Source organism: Kitasatospora terrestris (genome assembly GCF_039542905.1).
In the GTDB taxonomy this organism is placed as follows: Bacteria; Actinomycetota; Actinomycetes; order Streptomycetales; family Streptomycetaceae; genus Kitasatospora; species Kitasatospora terrestris.
Genome location: NZ_BAABIS010000001.1, coordinates 3,330,309 through 3,350,080 on the forward strand (window position 1 = coordinate 3,330,309; position 19,772 = coordinate 3,350,080).

The 19,772-nt window shown below is 74.8% G+C and carries 16 protein-coding genes; 8 read left to right on the forward strand and 8 right to left on the reverse strand.

The annotated features are described in order from the left end of the window. Positions 1–19: 19 nt before the first annotated feature. From ABEB06_RS15165 to ABEB06_RS15175, 3 genes are all read right to left on the reverse strand, one after another. Positions 20–202 (reverse strand): Trm112 family protein, encoded by a 183-nt coding sequence (locus ABEB06_RS15165; protein WP_345697390.1) that lies wholly within the window; start codon positions 200–202, stop codon positions 20–22. 110 nt (positions 203–312) lie between these two features. After that, a complete protein-coding gene (locus ABEB06_RS15170) occupies positions 313–1,698 on the reverse strand; it encodes a phosphomannomutase/phosphoglucomutase (protein WP_345697391.1) in 1,386 nt (461 codons plus the stop codon). Between the two features lie 68 nt (positions 1,699–1,766). Then, positions 1,767–2,195 (reverse strand): DUF3499 domain-containing protein, encoded by a 429-nt coding sequence (locus ABEB06_RS15175; protein WP_345697392.1) that lies wholly within the window; start codon positions 2,193–2,195, stop codon positions 1,767–1,769. Positions 2,196–2,272: 77 nt separating this feature from the next. On the opposite strand from ABEB06_RS15175, the gene ABEB06_RS15180 reads away from it, so the two are divergent. Beyond that, a complete protein-coding gene (locus ABEB06_RS15180) occupies positions 2,273–2,731 on the forward strand; it encodes a metallopeptidase family protein (RefSeq protein ID WP_345697393.1) in 459 nt (152 codons plus the stop codon). Positions 2,732–2,776: 45 nt separating this feature from the next. Here ABEB06_RS15180 and ABEB06_RS15185 read toward each other — a convergent pair whose 3' ends face one another. The 3 genes from ABEB06_RS15185 to ABEB06_RS15195 form a co-directional block, all read right to left on the reverse strand. Then, a complete protein-coding gene (locus tag ABEB06_RS15185; RefSeq protein ID WP_345697394.1) occupies positions 2,777–4,426 on the reverse strand; it encodes a DUF5719 family protein in 1,650 nt (549 codons plus the stop codon). Positions 4,427–4,432: 6 nt separating this feature from the next. Next, on the reverse strand, positions 4,433–8,269 hold the full coding sequence (locus ABEB06_RS15190; protein WP_345697395.1) for a glycosyltransferase: 3,837 nt from the start codon (positions 8,267–8,269) through the stop codon (positions 4,433–4,435). 161 nt (positions 8,270–8,430) lie between these two features. Next, complete coding sequence (locus tag ABEB06_RS15195) at positions 8,431–8,703, reverse strand: WhiB family transcriptional regulator (RefSeq protein WP_033255587.1); 273 nt, start codon at positions 8,701–8,703, stop codon at positions 8,431–8,433. 666 nt (positions 8,704–9,369) lie between these two features. Between ABEB06_RS15195 and ABEB06_RS15200 the strand changes: the two genes are divergently transcribed. Genes ABEB06_RS15200 through ABEB06_RS15210 form a run of 3 tightly spaced genes read left to right on the forward strand, consistent with a single transcriptional unit; the run spans position 9,370 to position 12,275 of the window. Further along, a complete protein-coding gene (locus ABEB06_RS15200; protein ID WP_345697396.1) occupies positions 9,370–9,963 on the forward strand; it encodes a cysteine dioxygenase in 594 nt (197 codons plus the stop codon). Between the two features lie 15 nt (positions 9,964–9,978). Continuing rightward, positions 9,979–10,938: a 2-phospho-L-lactate transferase gene (gene cofD, locus ABEB06_RS15205; RefSeq protein WP_345697397.1), complete on the forward strand. Its 960-nt coding sequence runs from the start codon at positions 9,979–9,981 to the stop codon at positions 10,936–10,938. Then, the gene (locus tag ABEB06_RS15210) at positions 10,935–12,275 is read left to right on the forward strand and encodes a coenzyme F420-0:L-glutamate ligase (protein WP_425559629.1); all 1,341 of its coding nucleotides are present in this window, start codon (positions 10,935–10,937) and stop codon (positions 12,273–12,275) included. The genes cofD and ABEB06_RS15210 overlap by 4 nt, the downstream gene beginning before the upstream one ends. Positions 12,276–12,327: 52 nt before the next feature. Here ABEB06_RS15210 and ABEB06_RS15215 read toward each other — a convergent pair whose 3' ends face one another. Next, on the reverse strand, positions 12,328–13,245 hold the full coding sequence (locus tag ABEB06_RS15215; RefSeq protein WP_345697398.1) for a DNA-3-methyladenine glycosylase family protein: 918 nt from the start codon (positions 13,243–13,245) through the stop codon (positions 12,328–12,330). Positions 13,246–13,366: 121 nt separating this feature from the next. Between ABEB06_RS15215 and ABEB06_RS15220 the strand changes: the two genes are divergently transcribed. From ABEB06_RS15220 to ABEB06_RS15235, 4 genes are all read left to right on the forward strand, one after another. After that, positions 13,367–14,158: a TIGR03089 family protein gene (locus ABEB06_RS15220; RefSeq protein ID WP_345697399.1), complete on the forward strand. Its 792-nt coding sequence runs from the start codon at positions 13,367–13,369 to the stop codon at positions 14,156–14,158. Positions 14,159–14,195: 37 nt separating this feature from the next. After that, a complete protein-coding gene (locus ABEB06_RS15225; RefSeq protein ID WP_345697400.1) occupies positions 14,196–15,515 on the forward strand; it encodes an LCP family protein in 1,320 nt (439 codons plus the stop codon). A 472-nt stretch (positions 15,516–15,987) separates the two neighbouring features. Then, positions 15,988–17,385, forward strand: coding sequence for an LCP family protein (locus ABEB06_RS15230; RefSeq protein WP_345697401.1), 1,398 nt, complete (start codon positions 15,988–15,990; stop codon positions 17,383–17,385). 238 nt (positions 17,386–17,623) lie between these two features. Continuing rightward, on the forward strand, positions 17,624–19,099 hold the full coding sequence (locus ABEB06_RS15235) for an LCP family protein (RefSeq protein ID WP_345697402.1): 1,476 nt from the start codon (positions 17,624–17,626) through the stop codon (positions 19,097–19,099). On the opposite strand, the gene ABEB06_RS15240 is transcribed toward ABEB06_RS15235, so the two are convergent. After that, positions 19,089–19,721 (reverse strand): acyltransferase, encoded by a 633-nt coding sequence (locus ABEB06_RS15240; protein WP_345697403.1) that lies wholly within the window; start codon positions 19,719–19,721, stop codon positions 19,089–19,091. The two genes, ABEB06_RS15235 and ABEB06_RS15240, sit on opposite strands and share 11 nt — an antisense overlap. Positions 19,722–19,772: the final 51 nt, after the last annotated feature.

Below are 19,772 nucleotides of genomic sequence, written 5' to 3' on the forward strand. Positions count from 1 at the left end.
TCCAGCGGCTGCGTGACGGTCAGGAGGGGCGGCGGGCCTCGTCCACCAGGAGGACCGGGATGCCGTCGCGCACCGGGTAGACCAGGCCGCAGCTCTCGCCGGTGCAGCGCAGCTCGCCGGCCTCGTCCGAACCGCTCTCGGCGAGCGGGGCGTGGCACTGCGGGCAGACCAGGATCTCCAGCAGGAAGGGCGGCAGGCTCATGGCGGTCGGGCTCCAAGTGGTCGTGCGGGGCGGGCTCGGGACTTCGGGCCCGGGACATAGACGTACCCCGGCCGGTGGCAACCCTACCGGCCGGGGTGCGCGCGCCGGGGTCAGGCTCGGACGATCGCCAGCACGCCGTCGCGCAGTTCGGCCATCCGGGCCTCGTCCTTGGCCTCGACGTTGAGGCGCAGCAGCGGCTCGGTGTTGGAGGCGCGGAGGTTGAACCACCAGTCGGGGCCGGCCACGGTCAGGCCGTCGAGCTCGTCGACGGTGACGTCCTCGCCGGTCGCGTAGGCCGCGCGGACGGCCTCGGTGCGCCCGGCCTGGTCGGCGACGGTGGAGTTGATCTCGCCGGAGGCCGCGTAGCGGTTGTACCGGGCGGTCAGCGCGGACAGCGCCTGCGGCTGGCCGCCGAGCGCGGCGAGCACGTGCAGCGCGGCGAGCATGCCGGTGTCGGCGCGCCAGAAGTCGCGGAAGTAGTAGTGCGCGGAGTGCTCGCCGCCGAAGACGGCGTCGCTCACCGCCATCTCCTGCTTGATGAAGGAGTGGCCGACCCGGGTGCGGACCGGGTTCGCGCCGAGCTCGCGGACCACCTCGGGGACGCTCCAGGAGGTGATCAGGTTGTGGATGATCGTCGGCTGCTCCTCGCCGGCCTCGCGGGCGCGGGCGATCTCGCGCTCGGCGACCAGGGCGGTGATCGCGGACGGGGAGACCGGGTCGCCGTTCTCGTCCACCACGAAGCAGCGGTCGGCGTCGCCGTCGAAGGCGAGGCCGAGGTCGGCGCCGACCTCGCGGACCTTGGCCTGCAGGTCGACCAGGTTCTTCGGGTCGAGCGGGTTGGCCTCGTGGTTGGGGAAGGTGCCGTCCAGCTCGAAGTACATCGGGACCAGGTCGAGCGGCAGGCCCTCGAAGACGGTCGGCACGGTGTGGCCGCCCATGCCGTTGCCGGCGTCGACCGCGACCTTGAGCGGGCGGATCGCGGTCAGGTCGACCAGCGAGCGCAGGTGGTCGGCGTAGCCGGTCAGGGTCTCGCGGGAGGAGAGCGAGCCGGTGGCGGCGTCGACGACCGGGACGGTCACCTTGCCGTCCTCGTCCAGCCAGGACTCGACCAGCTCGCGGATCTCGGCCAGGCCGGTGTCCTGGCCGACCGGGGCGGCGCCGGCCTTGCACAGCTTGATGCCGTTGTACTCGGCCGGGTTGTGGCTCGCGGTGAACATCGCACCGGGCAGGTCCAGGCTGCCGGAGGCGTAGTACAGCTGGTCGGTGGAGCACAGGCCGATCTCGACCACGTCCGCGCCGTAGGCGGCGGCGCCCTCGGCGAACGCCCGGGAGAGGGACGGCGAGGACGGCCGCATGTCGTGGCCGACGACCACCGCGGAGGCGCCCAGCACCCGGACGAACGCGGCACCGAAGGCACGGGCCAACGACTCGTCCCACTGGTCCGGCACCACGCCCCGGACGTCGTAGGCCTTCACAAGCTGCTTGAGGTCCCGCACCTGAATGCTCCCGGATGTACGTCGTGCTCGGTCGAGGGCACTGTACCCGGCGGACGGGAACGGTTCGCTCAGGAGTCGGGCGAGCGGAGCACCCGGAGGTGGCCGCGACGGCCCGCCTCGGTCTCCTGGGGGCCCGGCTGGCGCGGGGCGCGCTCCTGCGGGCGGGCCGCCTCGCGGACGGCGTTGGCCAGCGCCTCCAGGTCGTCGCTGGTGCGGCGCAGCGGGCCGGCGTCGGCGGCGAGCCGGACCACGTCCCAGCCGCGCGGGGCGGTGAGGCGCTCGGCGTGCTCGGCGCACAGGTCGTAGCAGTGCGGTTCGGCGTAGGTGGCGAGCGGGCCGAGCACGGCGGTGGAGTCGGCGTAGACGTACGTCAGCGTCGCCACGGCCGGACGGCCGCACGCGGTCCGCGAACAACGACGTACAGAGCTCACGAGGGTGGACGGTACCGCACTCCCGACCGGGCCGCGAAGACCTCCCCCCGTCCCCGCGTGTCCCACCGGCCCCCGGCGCACCGCTACGCGCTGTGCCGGGGTGGTCCACTTTGGGGCACGCAAGGACTACTCTCGACACTGATATGGACAGTTCGACACCCTCGACACCCCAGTCACCCGGCGGGCCGGCGCGTCGGCCGCGGCACCGCGACCGGCACGGGCGGGGCCTGCGCGGCCCGTTGGCGCCGCCGCAGGTACCGATCTCGCTGACCCGGTCCGAGCTCTTCGACGACTACGTGCGCGAGTCGGTGGAGCGGCTGGAGCGGCGCTGGCCGCAGCTGGCGGACGTGGAGTTCGCGGTGGAGGAGGTCCCGCTGCCCGGCAAGGGCGAGCCGGACCCGGACGGGGTGCCGCTCGGGCGGGTGATTCCGGCGCACCAGGGGCGGCCCAGCCTGATCCTGGTCTTCCGCCGGCCGGTGGAGATCCGCGCGAAGTCGCGGGAGGACCGGGCGGCGCTGGTGCACGAGATCCTGATCGAGCAGGTCGCCGAGCTGCTGGGGCTGTCCCCCGACGCGATCGACCCGCGGTACGGCGAGGAGTGAGGCCGGCGGGGCGTGCGCACCGGGGCGGTGCGCACGCCCCGTCGGCTACTGGACGACCCCGGGGTCGTCCGCCGTGGTGGGGATGCGGACCGTGGAGCGGTCGTCGCGCAGCGGCTGGATGGTGAAGGCCGGGGTGTCCTTGACCGGGACGGTGAGGATCCGGGCGGCGACCACGGGCCCGCCGGACAGGGTCTCCACGGTGATGCCGTAGGTGCCGTTCAGCCCGGCCGGGTCGAGGCCCTCGACCTGGACGGTGGCGCCGGCCGGGATCTGGACCTCCTTGGTGGCGGGGGTGCCGCCACCGGTGCCGGCCGAGGAGGAGACCCGGACCTTCGCCTCGCCCTCGACCGCGGTGAGCAGCAGCTGGGACTGCCCGGCCCGGTTGTCGGCGATCGAGGCGCGCGGGCCGATCGGGGCGGCGCCGGAGATCCAGGCGGCCTCGGACTTGCCCTTGTTGGTGCGGTCGACGCGGAGGCCGGCGACGACCGGGGTCGGGTGCGCCGGGTCGCTGGGGCTGAGGCGGATCGCGCTGGCCTCGCCGCCGCGGGTGATCTGGCCGAGGTCGACCGCGGTGGTCATGCCGGCCTTGACGTGCAGGGTCTCGTGGCCGGCCGGGGTGAACCAGCCGTTCTTGCCGGAGACCTGGACCTTGAGGTCGGCGTCGTCCTCCGCCGGGGCGGCGACCACCAGGCGGGCGGTGGCGGTGTCGCCGGGCAGGCCGGGGACGGTGACGGCGGGCGCGGGGTCGGCCGAGGGCTGCAGCCAGTCGGCGCCGCGCGGGCCGTCGAGGGCGCGGATGCCCGCGCCGATCCGGCCGCTGCGGGCCACCACGTTGACCGCGAGGTCGTTGACCTGGCCCTTGGTCAGACCGGGCAGCCGGATGGACTGCCAGCTGCCGGGGGCGACGGCGATGCCGGAGGCGAGCTCGTTGTCGATCAGGCCCTTGTCGCCGTACATCCGGACGTCCACCACGGCGGGGACGGTCTCGGCGTTGACGACGGTGACGTAGTCGACCCGCTCGCCCGCGGTGGAGGCGCCGGCGAACCAGAAGCTGGTGCCGGAGGGCAGGCAGCCGACCCCGGAGAGGGCCGGCCCGGCCTGCTCGGAGGCGGTGGTCTGACCGACCGTGAAGCCCGGGGCGTACGCGCCGGTGGCGACGGCGAAGACACCGGGGGCGCTCTCGCCGTTGGTGGCGTTGCCGGTGGCTGGGACGCCGGGCTTGGCCGCGGTCACCAGGGCGTTGGCGGCCTGCGGGGCGGCCGGTGAACCGGCCGGCTGCGGGGAGCCGGACGCCTGCGGGGATCCCGAGGGCTGCGGCGGGGCGGCGGCCGGCGGGGCCATGGCGGCCGCGACCGCCTGCGGGGACACGTCGTTCAGCTGGGCGGTGCCGCCGGAGGCGGTGGCCCCGACCGGGGTGTACAGGGAGTACGTGGTGGAGCCGATCAGGCCCTGGGTGGGCGGCGGGCAGACCACCGCGGTGCGCTCGACCTGGGTGGTGGTGGCGCCGCCGCCCCGGCCGGCCGCCGCGGGGGCGACCGGGGAGCGCAGCTCGGCGACGCCGAACACCAGCGCCAGCACGGCGGCGCCGGCCAGCAGCGACTGCCCGGTGCGGCTGCCCCCGGCGATCGAGCCGAGGTCGGGCGCCTTGAGCTTGGGGGCCTTCAGGTTCGGGGCCTTCAGGTTGGGCTTCTTCATCGCGGGTCAGTTCCCCGTTCCGTGCGGGCCGGGGTGGCCGGGCCGGCCGCCGTAGGGGTCGTTGGGGTCGTAGTACTGCTCGGGCTGCTGCTGGTCGGGCAGCCAGGCCTGCTGCTGCCCGTACGGGTCCTCCCAGCCGGGCTGGGCGGCCTGCTGCTGGTAGCCGTACTGCGCGTACTGGTCGGCGTAGCCGCCGTCCTGGCCGGGCTGCTGGTAGGGCGCGCCGACCGGCTGCTGCGGCTGGGCGTACGGGTCGTAGCCGTACCCGTCGCCCTGGGCGTACGGGTCGCCCTGGGCGTAGTCGGCCTGGCTGTAGGGGTCGGCCTGGTACGGGTCGGCGTAGCCGGTCTCGGCGGCCTGGTAGCCGCTCTCGGCCTCGGGCTCGGCGGTGGCCTGGGCGGGGATGCCGGCGTAGACGCCGGTCTCGGCGTCGCCGCCCTCCTCCCCCTCGCCGCGCTCGGCCATCCGGCGGGCCCGGCGGCTGCCGGGGGCGGGCGCCTGGGCCTGGGCGGCGGCGGCCAGCGCCTGGGCGGCGACCACCTCCTCGGGGAGGTCGTCGTCGTTGTGGTTGCGCCGGCCGGGCAGGGCGAGCACCAGGACGGTCAGGCCGATCAGCAGCTGGCCCCAGACCCAGCCGGTGTGCGGCAGGCTGCCGGAGCGGGTGACGTCGAGCCGGCCGCCCCCGGCGGGCAGCTCGAAGCCCTGGGCCCAGCCGTCGACGGTGACCCGGTTGAGCGGGGTGCCGTCGAGGGTGGCCTGCCACTTCGGGTCGGCCTGCTCGGCGAGGCGCAGCGTGCGGCCGGCCGGGCCGGCCGGGAGCTCGGTCCAGATGTCGTGGGCGCCGGCCGCGACCGGGACCGGTGCCGCGTTCGGCGCGGTGATCACGGCCCGGGTGCCGGGGGCGCCGGTGACCTTCCAGAGCGCGACGCCGTTGTCCTTGGACTGCCGGGTCAGGCCGGGGGTGGTGTCCAGCACGTCGTCGACCCGGTCGATCATCGGGTCCTTCACCTCGACGTAGCCGATGCCGTAGCCGGCCAGCGCGCGGGCCTGGTCGCCGCCGGAGCCGGCCAGCAGCTTGCCGGTGAGCTCGCCGAGGCCGTGGTCGGCGTGGGCGTCGACGGTGGCCTCGGCCTGGCCGAGGGCCAGCCCGGCGCCGCGCACCAGGGCGTAGCGGACGGCGGCGGCGTCCGCGTCGCCGGTCAGCACCAGGGTGCGGGCCCGGTCGACGGTGGAGGCCTCCTCGGCGATGAACGCCGGGAGCTGGGCGGCGGGGGCGCGGTGCAGCGGGCCGTCGGCGCCGACGATCGCCCACCAGGCGGCGGTGCCCAGCGGGGCGAGCACCGCGGAGGCGACGACCAGGGCCGCGACCGGCTGGCGCCAGCCGAAGGCGATGCCGGAGACGCGGGCGTTGGCGCCGTCGGCGCCGATCGCGGCGGCGGCGAGCAGGGCGACACCGGCGAGCAGGGTGGCCGGGCCGGCCCAGGCGCCGTAGCCGGGGCCGCCGGAGGCCGCGGAGACCGTGGTGCCGGCCACCGCGACGGCGAAGACCAGGCCGGCGGCGGCGGCGCCCCAGGCGGCCAGCACCGCGCGGCGGCGGTCGGCGCGCAGCAGGGCGGCGAGCGCGGCCAGCACCACGCCGGCGGACAGCCAGACCGGCGGGGTGCCGGCGCCGCCCGGGTTGACCAGGACCAGGCCGAGCGGGCTGGCGGCAGGGCCGTTGAAGCCGGCCACGCCGGCCTCCAGCAGCAGCCGCGAGGGGTGCCGCAGGACGTGCAGCGACCAGGGGGCGAGGGCCAGCACGGGCACGCCGAGGATCACCGCGACGCGCAGGCCGAGCAGGCGCAGCGCCTGCCCGCCGGAACCGAAGGCGCCGCCGCGCAGCACCGCGTGGACCAGGGCGGCCAGGCAGAGCGGGACGGCGATGGCCCAGGTGAGCGGGACGAACGCGGTGCAGACGGTGAGCATCAGCACGGTCATCCAGGCGGACCGCCAGCCGGGGCGGGCGCCCTTGGCGGCGGTCTCGGCGCGGATGCCGAGGCCGGCGGTGATCGCCGCGGCGCGGGCCAGCGGCGGCAGCAGCACGGCGAGCACCGCGGTGCCGATCCGGCCCTGGGCCAGCGCGCCGGTCGCGGCGGGCAGCAGCGCGTAGGTGGCGCTGGCCCAGGAGCGCACCAGCTTGGACTCGATCAGCGGGCGGGAGACCAGGTAGGCGCTGACCGCGGCGAGCGGCACCGAGAGCAGCACGATCAGGGTGATCGCGAGGTCGGCGTTGCCGAACAGCGCCCAGGAGAGCACCGAGAGCACCGCGAGGTAGGGCGGTGCGGTGGCGGTGGAGCCGGTGCCGACCGGGTGCCAGGCGTCGGCGTACATCGACCACAGGCCGGAGGCGCCGTCGGCGGCCGGCAGCAGGGCGCCGCCCTGCAGGTAGCCGGAGCCGATCAGGTTGCGGCCGGCGGCCAGCGCGAAGACCAGCAGCAGGGCGAAGAGGACCGGGGCGGGGCGCCGGGCCAGCTTCTTGATCAGCGCGAACTGCTCGACCACCAGGTCGTCGGCGTCGTCGTCGCCGGGCCCGGACTCGACCGAGCCGTGCCGGCCGGCGCCGGGGTCCTCGCCGCCGCCGATGCCGAGCGCGGAGATGGCGTTCTCGACCGCCAGGCGCGCGGTGGCGCCGGGGGCCGGGAAGAGCGTGCGGTCGTCCAGCGAGTCGACCGCGCGGGTCCGCTTGCGGCGCTTGCGCGCCAGCATCAGCCGGGGCAGCCGGATCAACTCGTGGCCGAGGCCCGCGATCTCGTCGTACGCCTGCCGCGGGTCCTTGCCGATCAGGTTGGCGACCACCCGCAGCAGGGTGCCGAGGATCAGCCGGAGCAGGACGTAGGGGAAGAGCTTGCCCTTGGAGTTGGCGAGCAGCGTGTAGACGGCGCCGGCCTTGTCCACCCGGTGCGGGTGGGCGGCGGCGCAGTCGATCGCGCGGCGCTCGCGGCTGGCGGCCTCGGCGTGCCGGAGCACCGCGTCCGGGGCGACCACCACGCGGTGGCCGGCGGCGTTGACCCGCCAGCAGAAGTCGGTGTCGTCCCGCATCAGCGGGAGCGCCTTGTCGAAGCCGTCGAGCTCCTCGAACACGTCGCGGCGGACCAGCATGCCGGCGGTGGACACGGCCAGCACCGGGCGGACCTGGTCGTGCTGGCCCTGGTCCTGCTCGCGGCGGTCGAGCCCGGTCCAGCGGCGGCCGGAGCGGGCGATGGTCACGCCGACCTCCAGCAGCTGCCGGCGGTCGTACCAGCTGCGCAGCTTGGGGCCGACCACGGCGGCGCTCGGGGTGGAGTCGGCGACCTGGAGCAGCCGGCGCAGCGCGTCGGTCTGCGGCTCGCAGTCGTCGTGCAGCAGCCACAGCCACTCGATCGGCTCGCTCTGCCGCGGGCCGCCGCGGCCCAGCTCGTCCTCGGCGCCGAGCGGGTCGCCGAAGTCGTCCCAGCCCCCGGTCACCGGGTCGTAGCCGGACGGGTCGAGGCTGTACGGGAGGTCCTCGGGGCGCAGCGGGGCGCTGTTGAACACCGCCTCGCCGACCGCCCGGCCGAAGCCGGACCGGCGGCCGAGGACGATCGGGCCGCTCTCCGGCAGCCAGTCGCCGAGGTGCTCCTGCAGCAGCTGCGGGGAGTTGTCGGTGGAGCCGGTGTCGACGGCGAGGATGCGCTGCACCTGCCGGTCCTGGCCGAGCAGGCCGGACAGCGCCTGCGGGAGCCAGCGGGCGCCGTCGTGCGACACGATCACGGCGGTGACCAGATGGCGCGGGTACGCGGGCGGCCTGGCAGCGGAGAAGCCGCTCTGGTGGCTGTAGACAGTCATCGGGTGCGCGGACCACCGGTTCGGGTTTGACGGCAGATGACGCACCACACTAACGGCTCCGGCCGGGCGGGTTGCCCCCGGTGTGGGTGAAGAGCGGGAGGAGAAAGGGCCCGGACACGCGAAAGCGCCCCACCGAATGGTGGGGCGCCCGGCAGGAGGGGTCAGACCGCGCTCTTCTTGAGGCGACGGCGCTCGCGCTCGGAGAGACCGCCCCAGATGCCGAAGCGCTCGTCGTTGGCGAGGGCGTACTCCAGGCACTCGGCCCGGACCTCGCACGCCAGGCAGACCTTCTTGGCCTCCCGGGTGGACCCGCCCTTCTCGGGGAAGAAGGACTCGGGGTCGGTCTGGGCGCACAGCGCGCGCTCCTGCCAGCCGAGCTCCTCTTCCTCCTCCTCGATGCCCTCACCGATCAACAGCTCAAAGAGCTCGCTCATCTGGCGCGCCTCCTCTGCCCCTCTTGGCGTCCCCGTCGATTGCCGTTGGCCGGAGCGGCGGAACGACACGAGTGAAATTACAGTTGCGTCACTCTGGCCCAGTCAAGCCGGGCTCTGGTATTGGGCCAAGGATTCACTCCCCGGAACCAAGCCGTCACCATTAGTGTACATATCCGGACATCCCGGACATTCGGCCTGGTCGCTGACCCGTCGTCAACCCGGGTCCACCCGGCTCCCCCTCCGCCCGGGAGGGACGCCCGGAACGACTGGTCCGGTTGCCCGACGCCCCGGAACCGACGGGGTCACCGCCTCCCTTCCCGGCGATCTTCACATCGAAACATCAAGGGTGATTTATCACTCCATCCGGTGGTTCAGGTGGTCTGTGACCTGAATGTCCGTCGGATCGCCTTGACACCCGCAGCCCTGTTGCGGTCTGCTTGCACGCATGTCAGAGTTCCCCGCCCACCGGAGCCGCCGCCAGGCGCTGCTCGGTGCTGCCGTGAACTCGTCCTCCCGCTGTTGTCGCCTCTGTTCCTGTACCTAGGCGCACGCGTCCCACCGCGCGCCGCCCCGGATCAGAGGCCGCCCGCGCGACAGTCCCCCTGAACGCTCCTGCGGAGTCGGCTGAGCCCGCCAGTCATCAGCCGAACCCGAGGACGTCACGCCATGCGAATGCCCCGTTCCCGCAAGCGCAACCGCGACCGCAAGAAGCACGCCGCCGCCGTCACGGCCGGCCCGGCCGGGAAGTGGATCGACGGGCTGAGCGACGTCTCCATCGCCGGAGACCCGCTGGCCTTCCCGCACCTCGCCCGCACCGACCTGCCCGCGCACCCGACCACCATCGGCGGGTACGCGCAGCTCGTCCGGGAGATCGCCGCCGACCGCGCCCGCTGGGAGCCGCTGGTCCGGTACGACGCGCTGACCCGCTGGTACGCGCGGCTGGAGACCGGCCCCGGGTACGAGGTCTGGCTGCTCAGCTGGCTGCCCGGGCAGAGCAGCGGCTTCCACGACCACGGCCGGTCGGCCGGCGTGATGACGGTCGTCCAGGGCGAGCTGACCGAGCGCTCGCTGACCGGCGAGGGCGAGGCCACCCGCACGCTGGCCCCCGGCGGGCAGCGGGTCTACTCGGCCGGCTACCTGCACGAGGTGGTCAACGCCGCGCTGGAGCCGGCGGTCAGCGTCCACCTCTACACCCCGGGCCTGGTCGAGATGAACCACTACGCGCAGGACCGGGAGCGGAGCGTCACGGCCGACCGTTGAGGCAGGATGATCCCCATGCGGATCGTTGCGTTGGCAGGTGGGATCGGTGGGGCGCGCTTCCTGCGCGGGCTGAAGGAGGCGGTGGCGCCCGGGGACGAGATCACCGTCGTCGGGAACACCGGGGACGACATCCACCTCTACGGGCTGAAGGTCTGCCCCGACCTGGACACCCTGATGTACACCCTCGGCGGCGGGATCCACGAGGAACAGGGCTGGGGCCGGGCCGACGAGACCTGGTCCATCAAGGCGGAGATGAAGGAGTACGGCGTCGGCCCCGAGTGGTTCGGGCTCGGCGACCGGGACTTCGCCACCCACCTGGTGCGCAGTCAGATGCTGACCGCCGGGTACTCGCTCTCCCAGGTCACCGAGGCGCTGTGCGTGCGCTGGCAGCCGGGCGTGCGGCTGGTCCCGATGAGCGACGACCGGGTCGAGACCCACGTCCGGATCACCGAGGACGGCACCCCGAAGGTGGTCCACTTCCAGGAGTACTGGGTGCGGTTGCACGCGGCGGTCGACGCCGAGGCGATCGTCCCGGTCGGCGCGGACACCGCGAAGCCCGCGCCCGGGGTGCTGGAGGCGATCGCCGCGGCGGACGTGATCCTGCTCCCGCCGTCCAACCCGGTGGTGTCGATCGGCACCATCCTCGCCGTCCCGGGCATCCGGGAGGCGCTGGTGGCGGCGTCCGCGCCGGTCGTGGGGCTCTCCCCGATCGTCGGCGGCGCGCCCGTGCGCGGGATGGCGGACAAGGTGCTGGCCGCCGTCGGGGTGGAGAGCAGCGCGGCGGCGGTCGCCGCGCACTACGGCCCCGAGCTGCTGGACGGCTGGCTGGTGGACGCCTCCGACGCCGGGTCGGTGGCGGCGGTCGAGGAGGCGGGGATCCGCTGCCGCGCGGTGCCGCTGCTGATGACGGACGTGGCGGCGACCGCGGAGATGGCGCGGGCGGCGCTCGCGCTCGCCGAGGAGGTCCGGGCGTGACGGCCCCGGCACCGGGTGGGGCCGCGGCCGACGCGGCCGTGCCGGGCGCGGTCGCGGTGCTGCCGGTCACCGGGCTGCCGGAGGTCGAGCCCGGCGCCGACCTGGCGGAACTGATCGCCAAGGCCGGCGACTTCCAGGACGGCGACGTCCTGCTGGTCACCTCGAAGATCGTCAGCAAGGCCGAGGGCCGGATCCTGCGGGCCGCCGACCGGGAGGCGGCGATCGACGCCGAGACCGTCCGGGTGGTGGCCCGCCGGGGGAAGGCCCGGATCGTCGAGAACCGCAACGGGATGGTGATGGCGGCCGCCGGCGTCGACGCCTCCAACACCGCGCCCGGCACCGTGCTGCTGCTGCCCGAGGACCCGGACGCCTCGGCCCGCGCCCTGCGGGCCGCGCTGCAGCGGCTGACCGGCCGTCGGCTCGGCGTGCTGATCACCGACACCTTCGGCCGCCCGTGGCGCAACGGGCTCACCGACGTCGCGATCGGCGCCGCCGGCCTGCCCGTGCTGGCCGACCACCGGGGCCGGACCGACAGCCACGGCAACGAGCTCACCCTGACCGTGACCGCCACCGCCGACGAACTGGCCGCCGCCGGCGACCTGGTGAAGGGCAAGGCCACCGGCACCCCGGTCGCGGTGGTCCGCGGCCTGGGCGCGCTGGTCACCGAGGAGGACGGCGAGGGCGTCCGGCCGCTGATCCGGCCGGCCGCCGACGACATGTTCCGGCTCGGCACCTCCGAGGCGCTGCGCGAGGCCGTGACCCTGCGGCGGACGGTCCGTTCCTTCACCGCCGAACCGGTCGACCCGGACGCCGTCCGCCGCGCGGTCGCCGCCGCCGTCACCGCGCCCGCCCCGCACCACACCACGCCGTGGCGCTTCGTGCTGCTGGAGTCGGCCGCCGTCCGCGAGCGCCTGCTGGACGCGATGCTCGCCGCCTGGCAGCGCGACCTGCGCGAGCTCGACGGCTGGGACGCGGAGAAGACCGCCCGCCGGACCGCCCGGGGCGACGTGCTGCGCGCCGCGCCGTACCTGGTGGTGCCCTGCCTGGTGATGGACGGCTCGCACGCCTACCCGGACGCCCGCCGGGCGGGGGCCGAGCGGGAGATGTTCACCGTGGCGATCGGCGCCGCGGTGCAGAACCTGCTGGTCGCGCTCACCGGCGAGGGCTACGGCTCGGCCTGGGTCTCCTCCACCATGTTCTGCCGCGACACCGTCCGCGGGGTGCTCGACCTGCCCGACGGCTGGGACCCGATGGGCGCCGTCGCCGTCGGCCGCCCCGCCGAGGCCCCGCGGCACCGCCCGGCCCGCGACGCGGAGGCCTTCGTCGCGGTCCGCTGACCCGCGGTCCGCTGATCCGCGGCCGGCCGGGCTGCGGCCCGGCCGGGCGCGGTCAGCGGTTGCGGTGGTCGTTGGGAGTCAGCCGCGGCCCGTAGCGGGGGGCGTGCCAGGCGGTCAGGCGCAGCAGCCGGCAGACCCGGTAGCGGTGCGGCCGGTAGGGCTCCAGGAGTTCCAGCATCTGGGCGTCGTCGCTGCGCGGGCGGCCGGCCAGCGCCCAGCCGACCAGGTTGGGCAGGTGGTAGTCGCCGACCGAGACGGCGTCGGCGTCGCCGTTGGAGCGCTGGAGGGTCTCGGCGGCCGTCCAGACCCCGATGCCCGGGACGGCGGTGAGCCGGGCGAAGGCGTCGGCGTGGTCGAAGCCGGAGGCCTCCTCCAGGCGGGCGGCGAGCCGGGCGGCGCGCAGCACGGTGGCCGAGCGCTTGGGGTCCACCCCGGCCCGGTGCCACTCCCAGCTGGGGATCAGCGTCCACTCCCGGGCCGAGGGCGCGACCCGCATCCCCTCGGCGCCGGCCGGGCCGGGCGCCGGGGTGCCGAAGTCGCGCAGCAGGGTGCGCCAGGCGCGGTACGCCTCGTCGGTGGTGACCTTCTGCTCCAGGATCGAGGGGACCAGCGACTCCAGCACCAGGCCGGTGCGGGTCAGCCGCAGCCCGGGGAAGGTGCGCTGGGCCTCGCGCAGCGGGCCGGGCGGCAGGGCGAGGGCCGACGGGTCGTCAGTGGCGCCGAGCAGCTCCGGCAGCCGGTCGAGCAGCCACCCGGCTCCCGGCCCCCAGGCCCGGCCCTCGACCGCCCCGGCCGCCGCCGGGGCGATGCGCAGGGTGCCGGGCCCGGCCGGGGTCCGGGAGGCCCGCCAGACCGCGCCGTCCGGCGTGGTCCGGTACGCCGGGTCGGCGGGACCGTGGCGCAGCGGGAAGAGCGTCCGCCCGAGGTCGAGGGGGTACGGGGGGTGCCACTGCCGCACCGTGCCGGGCATGATCCACCGCCTTCCGCCGATATCGGGATGAACGATACGCACGGGGGCGGACAACCGCGGTGGTCTGCACCGATGACGGTCTCCCGGGGGCGGGGTCGCAGGGATTAGGGTGGACTGCACCATGACTGCGCCTTTCGCTGCCGATGCCCGCACGCCCGCCGAGCTGCTGCACGCCTATCTGCGCGCCGGGGCCCCCGATGCCGATCCGTCCCGTCCCCTGATCACCTTCTACGACGACTCGACCGGTGAACGGGTCGAGCTGTCGGCGAAGACCTTCGACAACTGGGTGGCGAAGACCGCCAACCTCCTCCAGGACGAGCTGAACGCCGGTCCGGACGACCGGGCGGCGCTGCTGCTGCCCGCGCACTGGCAGACCGCGGTCTGGCTGCTGGCGTGCTGGTCGGTGGGCGTCACGGCGGTGCCAGGCGGCGAACCGGCCGACGCGGACCTGGTGGTGAGCGGCCCGGAGGGGCTGGCGGCGGCGCAGGAGTGCTCCGGCGAGCGGGTGGCGCTGGCGCTGCGTCCGCTGGGCGGCCGGTTCCCGCAGCGGCCGGACGGGTTCCTGGACTACGCGGCCGAGGTGCCGGGCCAGGGCGACCGCTTCGCGCCGTACTCGCCGGTCGACCCCAGCTCCCCCGCGCTGGAGACGGTGATCGACGGGCTGCCGCTGAAGCTGTCCGGCGAGCAGTCGGTGGCGCTGGCCCGGGAGGGCGCGGCCCGGCTCGGGCTGGGCACGCAGAGCCGGGTGCTCTCCACGCTGTCCTTCGACGACTGGTCCGGTCTGGAGGCCGGGCTGCTGGCACCGCTGGCGGCCGGCGCCTCGGTGGTGCTGTGCCGGAACTCGGACGGTCTGACGGACGAGCAGTGGGAGAAGCGGATCGACGCCGAACGGGTGACTGTTCGTCTGAGCTGATCTCCGGCCCGATGCCCGCGGGGTAGGGATCCCCGCGATGGAAGAGGAGCAGGACACCGGCGAGCGCCCCCCGACCGACCAGGGCGGGGGGCGCCGCTCTTTCGTGCGCCGGCACTGGATCGCGCTGACCGGCGGGACGCTGGCGCTGGTGATGGCGGTGACGGGGACGCTGGCCTGGCTCGCGTACCGGAAGCTGAACGGCAACATCGAGGCCGACCGGATGACCGGCACGCTGCTCGGCCGGGCCTCGGACCGGCCGGCCCGCGGCGACGGACAGGCCGAGAACATCCTGCTGATCGGCAGCGACGACCGGACGGGGGCGAACGGCGCCTACGGCGAGGCCGGCGGCCAGCGGTCGGACACCACGATCCTGCTCCACCTGGCGGCGGACCGGCGGCACGCGACGGCGGTGTCGATCCCGCGCGACGTGATGGTGACCGTGCCGGCCTGCGACCTGCCGAACGGCACCCGGACGCGGCAGCAGGTCACCCAGTTCAACGCCGCCTTCGAACTGGGCGGCCCGGCCTGCACCATCCGCACGGTGGAGCGGCTGAGCGGGATCCGGGTCGACCACCACCTGATCCTGGACTTCACCGGCTTCAAGAAGATGGTGGACGCGGTCGGCGGCGTCGAGGTGTGCGTGCCGCGGGCGATCCACGACCGGAACGCCAAGCTGGACCTCGCCGCCGGACGGCAGACGCTCACCGGCGAGCAGGCGCTCGGGTACGTCCGGGTGCGGGAGACGATCGGGGACGGCAGCGACACCCAGCGGATGGGACGTCAGCAGCAGTTCCTGGCGTCGCTGCTGCGCAAGGTGCAGTCGCAGGGGGTGCTGTTCAACCCGGCCAGGCTGTGGCCGCTGCTGGACGCGGCGACCTCGGCGGTGAAGGCGGACCCGGAGCTCTCCTCGCTGGGCTCGCTGTACGACCTGGCGCAGGAGCTGCGCGGGATGGCGCCGTCGAACGTGGCGCTGCTGACCGCGCCGCGCCGGGCGTACCGGCTGAACGCCAACCGGGACGAGTTCGTGCAGCCGCAGACCGCCCAGCTGTTCGCGGCGCTGCGGGCGGACCAGCAGGTGGCGGTGAAGCCGTACGCGGCGAGCCCCAGTGCCGGCCCGAGTGCGAGCGCGAGTGCGAGCGCTCGGCCGGGTGCCGGGGCGAGCGGGTACGCGGCTCCCGGCGCGGACGGGAGCGTGAGCGCGGCGCCCGGAGCGGGTGATGCGGCAGCCGCCCCGGAGGAGGGCGAGGTGCTGGAGGACCCGACCGCGCTGCCGTCACCGTCGGCCTCCGGATTCGCCGGATCGAGTCCGGTGCTGGAGGGACGGACCGCCGACCAGGACACCTGCGGCATGCACTGACGTCGGGACGCGGCTTCCGCCCGCCCCTGCCGGACTCGTCCGGATCACGAAGATGAGCATGCGATGTGAAGACCGGTCAACGGTTATGTCCGGTTTGCCCGCAGTCGGGTCGGTGACGGCCGTCACAAGCCGACGGAGTTCGACCGATGCTCGTCTAGGGTGTCCGGGGTGAACAGCGGACACCGGAACACGAACAGCCTGGCGGACCCGTACCCGCACGGCGTCGACCCGGCCGATCAGTGGGTGCTCGACCCCGAGACCGGCGAGTTCCGCCTGGACCTGAACGCCGCCGCCGTTCCGTCCCCGCGCACCCCCCCGCACCGAGCGCGTCCGCGAACCCGCGTCGCGGCGCCGCGCGCCCGAGCCCGACCCCGCGGCCGGCGGCGGCCGGGCCGCCCGGCGCCGCGACGCGAGGACCGGGCGGGCCGGACGGCAGCGCGGCCGCCGCCGCGCCCTCAAGTGGACCGCCGGGGTGGCCGCCCTGGTGCTGGTGGCCGGCTGCGGCGGCGCGTACTACGCGTACCAGCACTTCAACCAGAACATCTCCTCGGTCGACGTCCAGGTCGGCAGCGACGCGGAGCGCCCGCAGGGCGTCACCGACGCGATGAACATCCTGGTGATCGGCACCGACAGCCGGGTCGGCCTCGGCCGCGAGTACGGCGACGAGGGCAGCACCGGACACGCCGACACCACGCTGCTGATGCACGTCTCCAAGGACCGCTCCAACGCCACGGTGATGTCCATCCCGCGCGACCTGATGGTGACCGTCCCGGAGTGCCAGACCGGCAACAAGAAGATCGCCGGCAGCGCCCGGGCGATGTTCAACGAGAGCCTCGGCCAGGAGGGCCGCGACCCCGGCTGCACCTGGAAGACGGTCGAGAAGATGACCGGCGTCCGGATCGACCACTTCATGATGGTCAACTTCGAGGCCGTGAAGACCCTCTCCACCGCCGTCGGCGGCGTCGAGGTGTGCGCCGCCAAGGACATCAACGACCCCGGCTCGCACCTGAAGATGTCCAAGGGCAAGCACGTGGTGCAGGGCGACGAGGCGCTCGCCTTCGTCCGGACCCGCCACGCGGTCGGCTACGGCGGCGACCTGACCCGCATTCCGCTGCAGCAGCAGTTCATCAGCTCGATGATCCGCAAGATGAAGAGCAGCGACACCCTGACCAGCCCGACCAAGCTGTGGAACCTCGCCGACGCCGCCACCAAGGCGCTGACCGTCGACTCGAAGATCAACGACGTCAACAAGCTGAAGGACCTGGCGCTCGACCTGGCCAAGGTGAACACCAAGAACATCACCTTCACCACCGTGCCGGTGCTGGACTCCACCGAGAAGGGCGAGAGCGGCCGGCTCGTCCTCAAGGACCCGGACGCCAAGCAGCTGTTCGCGATGATTGCCGGGGACAAGTCGCTCACCGACGTCCCGCAGCCCGCCGCGAGCGCGCCCGCCCCCTCCGCCGCGCCCACCACCGAGGCACCCGCCGTGCCGCAGGTCGACGCCAAGGCCGTCAAGGTCACCGTGCGCAACGGCAGCGGCGTCGCCCAGCAGGCCACCAAGGGCGCGACCGCGCTCCAGGGCAAGGGCTTCACCCTCGCCGCCCCCGGCAGCAACGCCGACCCGGCGGCCACCAGCGTCGTCCAGTACCCGGCCGGCAAGGCGGACCAGGCCGCGGCGGTGGCCGCCGCGCTCGGCCTGCCCGCGAGCGCCGCGCAGCAGAGCTCCAGGCTCGGTGCGAAGGACGGCCTGGTCGTGGTGGTCGGCAAGGACTACGCCGACGGCACCGCGCTCACCGCGGCGGCACCCACCGAGGCGCCGAAGGACCTCCAGCGGGTCCAGGCCGACGACGAGAACGTCTGCGCCAAGTAGCGCCGGCCGGCGGTCACTTCCGTGCGGGGTCGATCGGTTTCGTAACCTGCCCGTCCGCCGGAGCGTGGACACCGGTATGACGAGCGACCAACCGACGGGCGCGACGCACGCGATACCGGTCGACGGCGGGCGGGCGGCCACGAGGCGGCGCGCCGGACAGCAATCCGGCAGGACCCCCGAGCAAACCTCCGGACGAGCCGCCGGGCGCGGCGGGCGACGGCGGCGCCGTGCCACCGGCGTGCGGCGGTGGCTCAAGCCGGTCGCGCTGACCACCGGGCTGCTGCTGGTGGCCGGCTGCGGCGGCGCGTACCTGTACGTCCGGCACCTGGACTCCAACATCCGGCACGCCCCGCTCGGCGCCGGCAACGAACCGCCGCCCGCCGGGGCCGCCGACGCCCAGGGCCGGGTCGCGATGAACATCCTGGTGATCGGCACCGACAGCCGGAAGGGCCTGAACGGCGCCTACGGCGACCGGGACAACGTCGGCCTCGGCAACAACGACGTCGACATCGTCCTGCACGTCTACCCCGACCGGCGGGCCGCCGTCGCCATCGACCTGCCGCGCGACTCCCTGGTCGACCACCCCAAGTGCGTCGCGCCCGACGGCAAGGTCTACCCCGCGCGCAAGCACCGGCCGCTGAACGAGGCGATGTCCCGCGGCGGCCCCGGCTGCGTCCAGGACACCGTGCAGGCCATCACCAAACTGAAGATCGACCACTGGATGGTGGTCAACTTCGAGGGCGTCAAGCAGCTCACCGACGCCGTCGGCGGCGTGGACGTCGACCTGTGCACCCCGGTGAAGGACCGGGACTCGCAGCTCGACCTGCCGGCCGGGCGCAGCCACCTCAGCGGTGAGCAGGGCCTGCAGTTCGTCCGCACCCGGCACGCCGTCCAGGACGGCAGCTCGGTCGGCCGGTTCTCGATGCAGCGCGCCTTCCTCGCCGCGCTGCTGCGCAAGGTCACCGCGCAGGGGACCCTGCTCGACCCGAGCAAGGCGTTCCCGGTCGTCGAGGCCGCCACCAAGTCGATCACCGTGGACGACCCGCTCGCCGGCACCACCAAGCTGGTCGGGCTCGCCACGGACCTGCGGAACGTGAAGCCCTCGGACGTGACCTTCGTCCAGCCCGTGGTGGAGTACACCAAGGACGACCCCGATCCGGCACTGCGGGAGAAGGCCCGGATGGTGCAGCCGCAGGCGGACGCGCTGTTCGCGCTGGTCCTCGCCGACCGCACGCTCAACGGCGGCGAGGACCACACCGGCGGCTCGGCCGCGCCCTCGTCCCCGGCGGCCGCACCCGCCCCCGCGTCCTCCGCGCCGGCCGCTCCGGCGGTGGACCCGCGCGGGGTGAGCGTGACCGTGCTGAACGGCACCACCCGTCCGCAGCTGGCCACCACGACCGCGACGACGCTGAGCGGGCTCGGCTACCGGGCGAAGCCGGGCAGCGGGGCGCCGACCGGGCTGGCGGCGAGCACCGTCCGGTACGCCCAGGCCGACCAGAAGGCCGCCGCGCAGGCGGTGGCCGCGGCACTCGGGCTGCCCGCCGGCGCGGTGGCGGTCGGCGGCGGCGGACGCGGCGTCACCGTCACCCTCGGCGCGGACTTCGGCTCCCCCGCGGCCGCGCCCCCGGCGCCGGTGCCCAGCGCGCTGCCGACGGACGTGAAGACCCATCAGGGCGACGACGAGAGCTGCACCCAGACGAAGCTCAAGCAGTAGGCGCCGGGCGGGCCTCGGTCAGCGTTCCCCCGTGCTCGCGGTACTCCTCGCCGGTGCGGGGGCAGCGCCAGGTGGCCGGGTCGTCGGTGGGCAGGAGCGGTTCGCCGGCCCGGCCGACCCACTTGATGCGGCGGGCGGGGACGCCGGCGACCAGCGCGAAGTCGGGGACGTCGCGGTGGACCACGGCCCCGGCGGCGACCAGGGCCCAGCGGCCCACCGTCACACCGGCGACCAGGACGGCGCGGCCGCCGATCGAGCAGCCCTCGCGCAGGGTGACCCCCCGGGCGTGCCAGTCGTCGGTGCGCTTGAGCTTGCCGTCGACGTCCACCGAGCGCGGGTAGAGGTCGTTGGTGAGGACGGCCGCTGGGCCGACGAAGACGCCGTCCTCGACCACGGCGGGCTCGTACACCAGGGCGTGGTTCTGGAGTTTGACGCGGTCGCCGAGCTTGACCCCCGGACCGACGTACGCGCCGCGCCCGATGATGCAGTCGGCGCCGATCTCGGCGTCCTCGCGGACCTGGGCGAGGTGCCAGACCGTGGTGCCGGGACCGATCACCGCCCGGTCGTCGACGTCCGCGCTCGGCTGGATGCGGGCGGCCGCAGCCCCCTCAGTGCTCCCCATGCCGCGAAGATAGCGGCTGCGGGGCGGCGCCGAGGGGGAAACGGCGGCAGC

Bases quoted from the DNA above. Each gene is read 5' to 3' on its own strand.
- ABEB06_RS15165 (WP_345697390.1), bottom strand. From the start codon at position 202: ATGAGCCTGCCGCCCTTCCTGCTGGAGATCCTGGTCTGCCCGCAGTGC.
- ABEB06_RS15180 (WP_345697393.1), top strand. From the start codon at position 2,273: ATGGACAGTTCGACACCCTCGACACCCCAGTCACCCGGCGGGCCGGCG.
- ABEB06_RS15185 (WP_345697394.1), bottom strand. From the start codon at position 4,426: ATGAAGAAGCCCAACCTGAAGGCCCCGAACCTGAAGGCCCCCAAGCTC.
- ABEB06_RS15190 (WP_345697395.1), bottom strand. From the start codon at position 8,269: ATGACTGTCTACAGCCACCAGAGCGGCTTCTCCGCTGCCAGGCCGCCC.
- ABEB06_RS15195 (WP_033255587.1), bottom strand. From the start codon at position 8,703: ATGAGCGAGCTCTTTGAGCTGTTGATCGGTGAGGGCATCGAGGAGGAG.
- ABEB06_RS15200 (WP_345697396.1), top strand. From the start codon at position 9,370: ATGCGAATGCCCCGTTCCCGCAAGCGCAACCGCGACCGCAAGAAGCAC.
- cofD (WP_345697397.1), top strand. From the start codon at position 9,979: ATGCGGATCGTTGCGTTGGCAGGTGGGATCGGTGGGGCGCGCTTCCTG.
- ABEB06_RS15215 (WP_345697398.1), bottom strand. From the start codon at position 13,245: ATGCCCGGCACGGTGCGGCAGTGGCACCCCCCGTACCCCCTCGACCTC.
- ABEB06_RS15220 (WP_345697399.1), top strand. From the start codon at position 13,367: ATGACTGCGCCTTTCGCTGCCGATGCCCGCACGCCCGCCGAGCTGCTG.
- ABEB06_RS15225 (WP_345697400.1), top strand. From the start codon at position 14,196: ATGGAAGAGGAGCAGGACACCGGCGAGCGCCCCCCGACCGACCAGGGC.
- ABEB06_RS15240 (WP_345697403.1), bottom strand. From the start codon at position 19,721: ATGGGGAGCACTGAGGGGGCTGCGGCCGCCCGCATCCAGCCGAGCGCG.